Below are 11,617 nucleotides of genomic sequence, written 5' to 3' on the forward strand. Positions count from 1 at the left end.
TTTTCCCACCCTTTCAGAAATATAGATGTATACCTATATGTCCTTTAAAGTAATTCTTTTAAAACCATAAGATTCAACTTCAATTTTTTCTTGTTTCTTTAAAGTTGGAACTGCCCAAACCAATGAATATTTAGCTCTTGTATTAGCAACATAACCTATTCTTCCTGATTCCAGCTCTTTTTCGAGCCAATGTTTCCAATGACCGCCGCCGCTGTTTCCTGAGTTTCGACGGCTTGAGACGACCATTACGCTCTCAAAGTCTTTACCTTTAGCCGAATGAATGGTATTTATCGGTACCATATTTGAATTGTCTTTTGAATTGAAAATAACAATTTTATTCTTTGCTGAACCAGATGGGGTTCTTAATTTTGGTAAGGTATTAAAGTCCCTCTTCTCTATATCAAAATCAGCTAGTGACTGATAAGCCTTTTCTATCATTGTCAAAAAGCAAGCATTAAAGTTCTTATACCAAATGGAATATTCAATATCTCCAACATTAATTAAACGATCGTTTGCTAAACATCCTTCTAAGAAATTTTTCAAAAAAATTCTCCACTGAAATGCAGATTCGATTGCATTTGGACAAAAATAATTCTTTTTGGTCTTAGATCCTCCAAACCACTTTTGCATCTGTTTACCCGCAAGTTCCAATGCTAACATCTGTGATGTTGGAGTATTCTGCAGCCAAAGTTGTAAAGCATCTAATAATAGATGCTTGCTTTCCGTTTGATTTGTCTCTAGTTCTTGTTTTAAATTTTGTTGTCTCACCAAAATAGCCGATTTTTCATAAGATATATTTACTCCAATTAAAAATTTCTGGTATTGTTCTGTTACTACTGATAAATCGTTGTACTCCAGATAACTAATACTTTTTTCTCCTACCTTATCAATCCCAAGACCACGGATAGGTAAAGTTATGCCTAACAATCTATTTGAAAGCTCAACTATTGGATGGCAGCTTCTAAAATTGTCTGTCAAACGATATTTATCAAAATCAGATAGAAATGCTTTTGTTATTTCAGGGTTGGCATTTTTAAACTCATATATAGATTGGTTAAGATCTCCTATGAAATGAAGAACTGTACCAGCCTTTTTAAACTCATTGAGAATGTTCATCTCAACCCATGATAAATCCTGACATTCGTCAACTAATATAATTGGGAAGCGAGAAGCAAGGAGTTCAGTTAGTTTCGAATCCCTCTTCAAGATTCTAAGTGCTATATTATTTATATCTTCAAAATTAGCAAAACCATCTTCAAAAAAGCTATTTTTCACTTTAGCTATCTGCTCTTTTATGTACTCAAATCCTAATGCTGTCTTATTCCCCGACTTCTCTCTATAATCATTAACAAATTTTTGAAAATCAGATGAGTTATAAAACTCCTTAAGTGGAGTTTTTTTAGTCTCTGATTGATATAAAATAACATCATTAATTTTATTATCAAAATAAATTTGATTCGCAAATAATTCATGATGACCTGCATTATTATTTATATAGGGTATTTTATATTTTTTTAACCAATGATTATCAAACACTTCTAAATTTTTATCTACCAACCTGTATGATTTGTCCCCATCTCGGTTCTTATGCTTAAAGAATTTGTAGCCAAAATTTTGTGAAATAAAACCATGTATGAAAGCTGATAATGTACCAATGTAATGAGGGAACATTGAGCTTAAACCTGAAAATCTTTCAACCCGCTCCTTTATGGTATCTGTAGCTTCATTGGTGAACGTGAGTACAGCAATTCCTTTGTTCTTAAAATTCCATTTACTAATTTCATACGCGGTTTTCATTCCAACAACTTCTGTCTTTCCGCTTCCTGCACAAGCTTCTAAGAATACATTTTTATTAATAGGAGAAAGAACATATTCTAGTTGTTGCTCTGTCTTTTCTCTTACTTTATCTTGAATTATTAATGAATAACTTTCTGTTTTCTTATTATTTTTGCACAAAGTATTTATAATTTCATGCTCCATTTCTAGCTTATCCATCTATTTTAATACCCCCGATTGCCCAATTAATTGCCTTTTTTATATACTCTGGAACTGTAATTAGGCTGCTAATTTCGGAATAAACTTCAGTAAGGTTCGACTTGGAAGCATTTATATTGCCCATATGACTTCTTATTTGCTCTTCTAAATAATCAGCTAACTTCTGTGCAAAGACACCTTTGCCAACTTCATCAGCATCAATATGTGTAAAAATAAATTCAGCATCATTTCTTAATAACTCTTCATTATCAAAATACTGATTATTCCTTGTAATAATAGTTTTACAGTTTGCCTTAACAGATCCATCTTTTGACCATAAATCGTGGAGAACTTCAGCCAATTGGCGAGTGTTTTCTTCAATTGCCAGGTCATACTCAAATGTTTTTAAAGGAGAACGATATAATCGGCCCCACTTACTCATATTAATTTCATCTATTAATTGCAAAGCGATATTTGCTCCAATAGGTGCTTCACTTGGAAGGGGATAAACATCCTCTGCCGTAGTTACCGGATCACCATTTTTATCACTCTTCATAACTCCATTTTTATCATATACAATTACCTTGATCTTTGGCGGATCATTATCAGTGATTCCAGCACAATATATTGGTATATGCGCTTGGCTTGTAGCTTCTTTGAAATTTGAAAAAAGTCTCATAAAATGTTTAAAGTTAATACCATTAATATTCACCACTGATACTCCAGCCTCTTCCAAGGAATTAGGTAACATATTATTGATACCACCATTTAGAGCATTTTTATTATGCTCTGCTAATACTATCTTCGCGAACGTAGGAAGAAGCATCGCTTCACTTATTCCCTCTACAAGGATGACTCCCTTGGAAAATAGTAAAGTCGATTTCGTCACGTCTAGCCATCTATTAATATAACTTTTACTTTCTCCTAGATTGATGTACTTTAATACAGTTGCTATGATTCTATCATCTTTATAAGCAACATGAATTAAATTGTCAGTATCAACGGAAGAAGCTAGGACCGGAGAATGTGTTGTAATTACAACCTGTAAATTTTCAAGTTTTCGAGTAAGCTCTTCCAAATATTTAATAAATTTAACTTGAAGCTGTGGATGAAGATGCGCTTCCGGCTCCTCTATAAGTAATACTGTCATCATATTATTGTCTTTTAGCAGCTCAAGCTCCGCAAAAACAGTGGCTATGTATAACAAATTATTGTATCCCAAACTGTTGATTGCGATATCCCTAAATTTTTCAGGATTGTTTTCCTTGATTCCCGGAAAGAAAACCATTTTTATGCTCTCTACAATTTTATTAAAGGTTGTTTCAGCAAACTGCAAGTTAATACTTTGTCCAAGTCTTTGACCTAATGTTTCTTCTAATTTGGTATTAATATTCTTCTTAGCCTCTTCAATCTCATTATATTTCTTATCGGCATTACTTGTTATTTGCTCATTAAAGCCTTTGACACTCCTTACAAGTTCATCTTTATTATCACCATATTGTTTTTTTAATAATTGTGCCAACCTTGATCTTTTTCCATTAACTAGCTTTTCCTCAGCATCTCGAAGCGGAGGAAGGTATATGCAGTCAATACAATCAAATGTCTCCTCTTCAAAAATGCTTGATTTTGAAGCGCCACCCCATATTTCTTTTTTATAGTATCCTTTTCTGTTCGGATTGGCGCTAACTTCAAAATGTAGTTGTGCGTTAAAATCAGCATCACACCATGATAGAAAAGTAACTTGTTCGTCCGAATTGAGGGATTCGATTTTTAGGTCAATTCTAATTTCAGGAGCTGAGAAGTCTTTGTCTAATGAAACATAAAAATCATCCTCATCAATATTCAAATATGAGAACTCATTTTCTCGTAAGATGAGCCGTAGAGCATTTATGATTGTGGTCTTTCCTGAGCCGTTTTCTCCAACTAGAATATTGAGCCCTTTTTGTAATTTAATAACCGACTTACTCTTTGAATTTTTATAACCTGTAACATCTAAGTTAGATATGTACATGTATGATGTCTCCTATCTATTCAATTACAACATCTTTCCATTCTAAATATACTTACTTAACTTAATTCGACAATAATCCTCAGTGCCCTTCCAAAACACTCCGAAAATATTACATTAACCTCCAAAACCTATATGCATATTTTGAACAAACAATATTGAATAAAAATCTCATAGGTTGTTTAAGAATCAAAGATTCTTGACGCCATAAAGTCAATTAAAAAGACGCTGCTCTAACGCAGCGCCTTTTGGGACTATTTTATGAATAACTAATAAATTAATAAAACTTAAACAACATTTTTTTCAAATAGGCATAAATCCATACCGACCAACACCTTTAATTCTAGTAAAATGAATATAGTTCATTTGTATTTGCAAATCCTTATATGGCTCTACATTCTCCAAAATAATAATTTGGTAATTACCTTCCAACAGAGATAAATCTTTAAAAAATGCTTGTTTCATATCATTCGAGATATCTTCATTTTTTTCCATAACTGAATCATTCATATTTGTTCCTTTATAAGTAGTTAAAGGTGTATCTAGTATAACTAAACCAGGATGCTTTCGTTCGTTTTTTCTTGAGTATTTCATCAATCCAATTGAGAATGCTGCATTTAAAATTGCACGATAACCTTTACCATGATTTTTTCTTTGTTTACCCGAAACAACAATATCATTTTCACTTGGGTTGAAGCATACATCATCCAGATCCGGGTAACTCCAAGCTTCTAGTAATCCCCTTACTTCGTCTGCTAAACTACTATAAATATCATCGCTTATTTCACTAGTAAATTTCAATTTAATATTTTTTTTGTTTAATTCTTTCTGAATACCAAAACTTGTTTGCCAATAATCAGAAATCTGTCTCTCGTTTATTTCGATTTCATAAAAAAGTCTTTTCTGCTCAAATAAAACTTTTAATTGTTCCTTAGCAACTATCGAAATAGGTTTCAATTCACTTTGAATTTGAGACTCGATGTTGTCAATTTGAAGTCTTATTTGATTAGTCTCAATTTGCTTTTCTTGCAACTCTTTTTTTAGTATAACAACCGTTTCATTAAGATCTATTAATTGATTATTAATTTTAGTCGTTTCTTCTTCGCATGCCTGTACCAAATTATCGAATTGAGTAGAATGATGATTTCCCATAAAATGAAATGATTCTGAATTGATTAATTGATTGCAAATCGGACAATTCGCATCATGCAGTTGTGAAATATAATGATTCCCTTCAATTATGAACTCTAAACGTTCCAAATCGGAAGAATAACTTTTATTTAACAAAAAGAACCTTTCAAGTAACTCATTTAGGAAAAGCAGTCGAGAATTTATTAGTTGTTCTTGCTCCCACAATTCCTTTCTCTTGAGCATTTTCTCATTTATTAATCTACTGTTATTTTCTAGTTGTTCAGATAAACTATCAATTTGAACTTCTAAATCGACAGGGTCATTAATAGCCAAAAAATTCTTCTTCACCTTTACTACATTCTTTAACTCATCGATCATACTTTTAACTAATTCCATTTTTCCTTCTAGTCGTGTTCTAAGTATTTTAGGATCTTCTATTTCAGCCCCACCACTGTCATCGTTACCAGTAATTATTGTTTTGAACGCCGAAACCTCTGAAGGTTGCTCATTTCTCCTACCCGATAACAGAGGAGATATCTTAGAAATAATTTTCTCTTCATTTATCATAAATAATCTAACGAAATTACGAAAAGAGAACGATATTTTTTCTCCACGTGAATTTTTCCGAATTTTTAAATCAGCAATGTTGTTTAACGAAAGTAAGTAAGTTGATATATTTTTTTTATTTTTAGCATCATGTTTCCCTTGTAACTCAACAAAATCCTGAAAAAAATGAATTTCGTCAATACTCATTTCGTATGCTTCAAACTTTGACTCACCAATAATCCGCTTCAATGTTCTTTTTCCGCCCACGTACAACTGCAACTCTAGAAATATAGTTGTATATCCATTGTTCTCCTTAAAGTCAGGGAGATCATCTGTACCACCAAACATATAGTTGATACATTCAAATATAAATGTCTTTCCAGTATCAGATGGGCCTGATATAACATTAAGTCCCTTATTCAAAGTAATGCTAGCATCTTTTTTATTGAAGCCAGTAAGCCTCAGTTCAGTAATATAAAATCCTTCCTGCAACACGAATCAATTCCCCCTGAACAATGATTCCTTATTAAACTCTCCACCCCACCGATCTAAGTTATCGGTCATATATTTCTTCAATTCATCCTTCGTATATGTAGAAAATTTCATAGCCATTATTTTTGCATTTTCGCGTAATTGAAGCAAATATTGAGATTCAAAATGGTCTAAAAAAGGTGTACAATACGTTGAAGCTTTAAAAAATATTCCACTTGCTTCATACTCAACTTCAACTAGCTTTTTAGAAATCATTAAGAGTAGTCCTTCGTTTACAAGATCTCTCTTTACCAATATCTCACCAGAGCGGTGAGGGGTGGGTGGGTGTAAACTCTCATATTCTGTTTCGACATCTCCATAATGTATTACTAAATAATCAAAATAAATCAATCTCTGTAAATCAATTTTCTGATCTTTCAGTTCATCTAAAATCACAATGCATCGTAATCCAATTTCTAATGGAGTATTAAATAATAAAGTTTCACTTGAAAGAGAAGTTTGATTCATGATTTCACCCAACTTATCCTATCCTTATTTGCCAATTGATGACATATCCCACCCCGATCACCAAGCAAAAGATATTTTATTAATATATTACTTGTCAATTGAAGGTTATTGACCAGTTTTATAGTTTCTAAAACACATATATAGCCATTTGGATGTATAGCTTCTACAATATCAATTATTCCGTCGTATACCTCATCTTGTAATTTTTCAAAGGGCTCATCATGAGGAAGTTCGTCTCTTGCAAATCTTCTCAAAGACTCAGCTTTATAAAAATATTCTCGTTGTCTATTAAAATGAGAGAATAAAGAAATGTCGTGTGTAGATAGTGTAGATGAATCTAATATTGTCTGGTTAAGTTGCTCTGAATATGCTTCAAATAATTTTTTTACGTACTTAACTTCATTCAATTGTATTTCTTGTTCTGGTTTCTCAGGTCTAGGCCTTGGCTTAGTTAAGCCTCCACCAAATCTGTATTTAAAAAAGGGGGTTGCACTATATTGCTCAAGAAAATCCTGTGGGGGACAAAATGTAACAATTGAAAAATCAAAATTTTTAACATAATCCAAAAATTCTCCTGATAGCTCGATTACTTCAGTCTTTGTTATTTTGTTTTTACATTTATCATTCCACTGATTAATCAGTTGTTCTTTCAACATTTCTGGATTACCGATCAATTCAGCAAATGCAGCGCCCACACCTTGAGGGGATACGAAAGTATATTTTCTCGGAATTGAATAAGCATTTATAAAAGTGTAATGACACAATTTCCCCATTTCCAACCAAATGTCACTTGGATACAGTTGATGATCATAGTGTTTACACTGATAATTATCCCACTGAATAACTAGATTATCTTGTTTAATTTCTGCAATTACATCCCTGCCTTTATCACCCGCTGCCCCAATGCGATAGACCAAATCATATTCTGTTTTTAAGAAGCCATTCACCCATTCGCAGATAACATCTTCAAACTGCTCAGCAGAAAAGAGTTTCAGTCTATCTATGGGGGGTACAGGCACTCCAAATAAAACATCGTAATCATTTGGTGGTGGCGGTAATTCTATTTCTACTAGCGTTTCAGCCTGGATTTGCATACTATCACCCTTGTTTAATAATGGCAATAATTTCGATATTCATTACTATTCTCACATGATACCTTAGAGAATGTTTAACCCCTTACAATGGATACAGTTTTCTAAAACAATATTCGATATAATTTTCACATTCCCTTCCAAACATATGTACTATATTACAAAATCATACACAACCATCTGTTTTTCGCATTACTATAACTTAAAAATTTGAGTTCACATAAAACAATGTATAAAGAAATATCAGCCACATTCGACTAAAACGAATGTGGCTTTTCACTATCCCTTTCAGGAGGAGTTGCAAAATAATGGTTTTTCAATTTTGTTATCATTGGATCTGTCTATATTCTTCCCACTATCCAAGAGGCCCACCTTTGGCCTCTTGGGAGTGATCTAAAGGCAGGAATAGCCAAATGCCATTTGGCGAAGAAACCGCGTGGAAGCAGAGCTTCCACCGACATTTCTTGTTGTTTTCTCCCGGCTATCAAATGTCGTCCAAGGAAGCTCAAAGCGAGGTGAACCTATTGGCTCAATCTGAAAAAACAGTACAGATTACCGTCAAGCTTCCCAAAAAGCAGTATGAAGCTCTGAAAAAATATGCAGCCTCCAAACATCTCAGTATGGCAGATATTGTGCGGGCATTCATTCAGAAAGGCATGTCTATTGATTCCTATACGCAGGAGATTGATTTTATCACTGCAATTATCCGCCAAGAAATCAACATTGCCATAGGTGGACTCAGTAACCGCTTAGCCGGCCTTGCCAGTAAAGACCTCATTATGTCTGCCGCAGCCTACTATTCCACCATCGCCATTATTGCAGATCTCATCGACACGAACCGCTATACAACCTTCCGAGAGATTGAGAAGAAGGCTCGTCAGTTAGCAGTAGAGTATACGAAAATGAAACTGACGGATGCCGAACAGCTATTCCTTTCTGGAGACGCTTTCGAGCAGAATCTTGCCAAATTACACGGAGGTGCTGGAGATTTCAGCCCTGATCTATAAGCAGCGTTTTTTTCATCCAAACCGCCCTAAAACCGCAGTAAGTAATTATGTACACATCGGCTATATTGCCACTCGCCCCGGGGCCGTTCGTCATGAAAACTTGCCTCATGGACTCTTTGGCAAAATGCAACCTGGAAGTATAGACGTCTTCCAGTCTTGGCAAGAAGTTGCCCGAATCGCTAGAGATATCTCGAAGCAAGGCAAGAACATGTACCGTAGCGTCATTTCACTTCGTACAGAAACGGCAATGGAGCTGGGGCTTAATGATTTCGAAGCTTGGCAACAGTATATTGAGCAACACATTGCTACACTCGCAGCGCACAACCGGATCAAAACAGAAAATCTCTGTTGGGCCGCCGCCTTCCATAACGAAAAGGATCATCCCCATCTTCATATCGTGTTCTGGGATAAAGAACAGACGATCATGAAGAACTTCACTCACCCTGAAATCCCCAATCGTATCCGCAAACAGCTTATTAAGGATACCTTCGCTTTCAAGATCAAGGAGTTTTGTGCCGAACGAGACTTAGCCAAAACAGGCATCACAAACATCACTGATGCCATCCTGGAGCAATTTGAAGCTCACATGAAATCCTTAAATCCACAATCTTTTCGAGCACTTCGACAACGGTTTGAGCATGCAGATGAAGATTCATTGCTTCGCCTCCCCAAACATAATCTGACCAACTCCCAATCTGTAGAGCAGCTTGCGTCACACCTATTGCAACTCCGCCATGCATTACCCAAAAATGGACGCTTAGCTTACCAGCTGCTTACTCCTGAAGCAAAGTCTCTCGTAGATGAATTCGTCCAGGATCTGCTGCAACAAAATCCCTATTTAGCTGAAATGGTGGAGACGTATGTCAAAGCTAAGCTGGAGGTTGCCAAGCTCTATACTTCAGACCCTGCTGCCCTCACCCAACAAAGCATCAAGTATCAAGCAGAAGCCGAGAAACGCATTGCCAATCGTATACTCTCCACCGTTCGTACAATCATCCAGCTTGAACAATCTTCAGATGTTGCTATTCGCCAAGTTGAACGCTACCGAACTTGGACGGAGCAGTTGATCTTGGAGCTGCTGTCAGTCATGGAACAACTCTCCATGCAGGCGCAACTTGATTACGATGATAAGGCTAAGGTTGTCTTCGGCGGAGAATGGTCCAAACAAGCTAAAAAAGAATGGCTTCTCCGACAAAAGGATAAAGGGGTGGATCGTTAACCATCCCTCTCGCAAATACGCTTCCGAAGCGTATTTTTTTGTACCCAGTCAGTGTACAACCTGTGAATAATCTATGGATAACTTGTGTATTGAAAGGAGCCTGTTATGTTATTTACAAATGGACGATCACAATCCTTTGAGAAACTAATGAAAAAAACACCCCATTGTCCTGCAAGGCCCATGAAGAGTTCAGAACCGATGAAATCATCGACTGAACCTAAAGATCCTCCACAGAAAGAAAAGCCTCATGGAAATCAATGATCGCTTACTCGATGTCCTGCGTTATGAGTTGAAAAAAGTAGGACTTCAGACAACCCCTCCTGTTCTCGATGAAGTTTTGCTTGTCGTAAAAGGCGATAAACCTGTCGCGTATGTTCAGGAAGATGGATTTATTATCTACTCCACTCTTTGCGATAAGAAAGACGCCCTACCTGTTCCAACGATTGTTAACCAAGTCTGGGAAATGGAACGTGCTTATCAAGAAGCTCCTGTTATGCATATTGATTCTGTCAGCAAATACCGGAAATTGATTGAGTATAACGGCATCGTTCTCACGGCTCGCTACGATGGCGATGGCCAATTCACTTTTGCTAGTTGGCAGTACATGTACGACAATAACGCTGTTTCATTCGGACATTATTTTAGTGAAAATCATTACGCTGCAGCCAAAGCCGACTTTTTATACCGTAGCGGGCTTGCCGACCGTGCCATTCTTTTTCAGTTGGACGAACTAGCAGTGATTCGAGATACTCTTTTGTTCCGAGGAATGCAAGACTCTGCACTCCAATTAAAAGAGCAGGAGAACTTAGACAATCTACTGCATCGAGTAGATTCTATGCTTACACCAAGAGAAGAGTTGATGTCTGAAGCTGAGCTTGAAATGGAGCAGGAAACCTAATGATATCTATCTCTTTAAGGAGTGAGACTCATTGAAAAGCAAGAACGAATTCTACAAGGCTTACTTCGCTGCCCTTATGGAACAAGGATTCGAAGTCCGCCGGTCCCCTTCTGCAGACTATCTTGCTGACTTTTACCAAAAGGACCAACTCATTGCATTCTATACTCGCACCGACCAAATTGAACGGAACCCCTTCGTTACTGTGCCAGATCGCCTGATGAGTAGCATTCACGACTTGGCCCGAAAAACCGCCTTGCAACTTGGCATTTGCACGGAGAAGCCCTATACCGATAAAAGTGAGAAAATCGTTAACGGCGTCTATAAGCTTTGTGAGCATGGCGATGTCGTGCTGGCCTGCAAGCACCATCCTTTGTTTGACTATGTATTCTCTACCTATCGCTTATCACCGGATAATCAAACACCTGTTCAGCGGCAGTATTTTTATAACCGCGATGAAGCCACTGAAAGCTTCGCTACACGCAGCGGTCTGGTGGATGCCCGTAAGCTGTTCAGTGAAACGGAATTAACACTCATTCACGATGAAATGGTCAAATTCTTGATTACGCCAAATGAGAAGAGTATGGATCAGTTTGAGCAAGTGCAGTTTCTGATTGACCGGCTCGAAGACCTGATTCCCGCTCTTAAAGAACGAGATATTCACCTGGATTACGATGCTGAATTTGCCCATGATCTGGACGGTGATCCAGGGTCTCTGGATGTCGCCGAACTATCCCGTTAATCATC

9 protein-coding genes are annotated in these 11,617 nt (G+C 36.4%); 4 read left to right on the forward strand and 5 right to left on the reverse strand.

All coding sequences use genetic code 11. The features are described from left to right. Nucleotides 1–33: 33 nt before the first annotated feature. The 5 genes from PGRAT_RS22210 to PGRAT_RS22230 form a co-directional block, all read right to left on the reverse strand. Complete coding sequence (locus PGRAT_RS22210) at nucleotides 34–1,995, reverse strand: UvrD-helicase domain-containing protein (RefSeq protein ID WP_025705832.1); 1,962 nt, start codon at nucleotides 1,993–1,995, stop codon at nucleotides 34–36. Then, nucleotides 1,988–3,985 (reverse strand): ATP-dependent nuclease, encoded by a 1,998-nt coding sequence (locus tag PGRAT_RS22215; protein ID WP_025705833.1) that lies wholly within the window; start codon nucleotides 3,983–3,985, stop codon nucleotides 1,988–1,990. The genes PGRAT_RS22210 and PGRAT_RS22215 overlap by 8 nt, the downstream gene beginning before the upstream one ends. Nucleotides 3,986–4,285: 300 nt before the next feature. After that, nucleotides 4,286–6,154, reverse strand: coding sequence for an SMC family protein (locus PGRAT_RS22220; protein WP_025705834.1), 1,869 nt, complete (start codon nucleotides 6,152–6,154; stop codon nucleotides 4,286–4,288). A 3-nt stretch (nucleotides 6,155–6,157) separates the two neighbouring features. Next, nucleotides 6,158–6,670: an ABC-three component system middle component 2 gene (locus PGRAT_RS22225; RefSeq protein WP_025705835.1), complete on the reverse strand. Its 513-nt coding sequence runs from the start codon at nucleotides 6,668–6,670 to the stop codon at nucleotides 6,158–6,160. Further along, complete coding sequence (locus tag PGRAT_RS22230; RefSeq protein WP_025705836.1) at nucleotides 6,655–7,752, reverse strand: ABC-three component system protein; 1,098 nt, start codon at nucleotides 7,750–7,752, stop codon at nucleotides 6,655–6,657. Before PGRAT_RS22230 ends, PGRAT_RS22225 begins: the two co-directional genes overlap by 16 nt. Before the next feature lie 410 nt (nucleotides 7,753–8,162). On the opposite strand from PGRAT_RS22230, the gene PGRAT_RS22235 reads away from it, so the two are divergent. The 4 genes from PGRAT_RS22235 to PGRAT_RS22250 all read left to right on the forward strand — a co-directional run bounded on the left by PGRAT_RS22235 (nucleotide 8,163) and on the right by PGRAT_RS22250 (nucleotide 11,612). Further along, nucleotides 8,163–8,756, forward strand: a complete 594-nt coding sequence (locus tag PGRAT_RS22235; protein ID WP_025705837.1) for a hypothetical protein — start codon at nucleotides 8,163–8,165, stop codon at nucleotides 8,754–8,756. Beyond that, nucleotides 8,710–9,975, forward strand: a complete 1,266-nt coding sequence (mobP3, locus tag PGRAT_RS22240) for a MobP3 family relaxase (protein WP_155990403.1) — start codon at nucleotides 8,710–8,712, stop codon at nucleotides 9,973–9,975. Before PGRAT_RS22235 ends, mobP3 begins: the two co-directional genes overlap by 47 nt. 247 nt (nucleotides 9,976–10,222) lie before the next feature. Continuing rightward, the gene (locus PGRAT_RS31785) at nucleotides 10,223–10,873 is read left to right on the forward strand and encodes a hypothetical protein (protein ID WP_025705839.1); all 651 of its coding nucleotides are present in this window, start codon (nucleotides 10,223–10,225) and stop codon (nucleotides 10,871–10,873) included. Nucleotides 10,874–10,904: 31 nt separating this feature from the next. Further along, the gene (locus PGRAT_RS22250; RefSeq protein ID WP_025705840.1) at nucleotides 10,905–11,612 is read left to right on the forward strand and encodes a hypothetical protein; all 708 of its coding nucleotides are present in this window, start codon (nucleotides 10,905–10,907) and stop codon (nucleotides 11,610–11,612) included. The last annotated feature ends 5 nt before the right edge of the window (nucleotides 11,613–11,617 follow it).

It is taken from the genome of Paenibacillus graminis (assembly GCF_000758705.1).
Taxonomy (GTDB): Bacteria; Bacillota; Bacilli; order Paenibacillales; family Paenibacillaceae; genus Paenibacillus_AQ; species Paenibacillus_AQ graminis.

Bases quoted from the DNA above. Each gene is read 5' to 3' on its own strand.
- PGRAT_RS22215 (WP_025705833.1), bottom strand. From the start codon at position 3,985: ATGTACATATCTAACTTAGATGTTACAGGTTATAAAAATTCAAAGAGT.
- PGRAT_RS22235 (WP_025705837.1), top strand. From the start codon at position 8,163: ATGCCATTTGGCGAAGAAACCGCGTGGAAGCAGAGCTTCCACCGACAT.
- PGRAT_RS31785 (WP_025705839.1), top strand. From the start codon at position 10,223: ATGGAAATCAATGATCGCTTACTCGATGTCCTGCGTTATGAGTTGAAA.
- PGRAT_RS22230 (WP_025705836.1), bottom strand. From the start codon at position 7,752: ATGCAAATCCAGGCTGAAACGCTAGTAGAAATAGAATTACCGCCACCA.
- PGRAT_RS22210 (WP_025705832.1), bottom strand. From the start codon at position 1,995: ATGGATAAGCTAGAAATGGAGCATGAAATTATAAATACTTTGTGCAAA.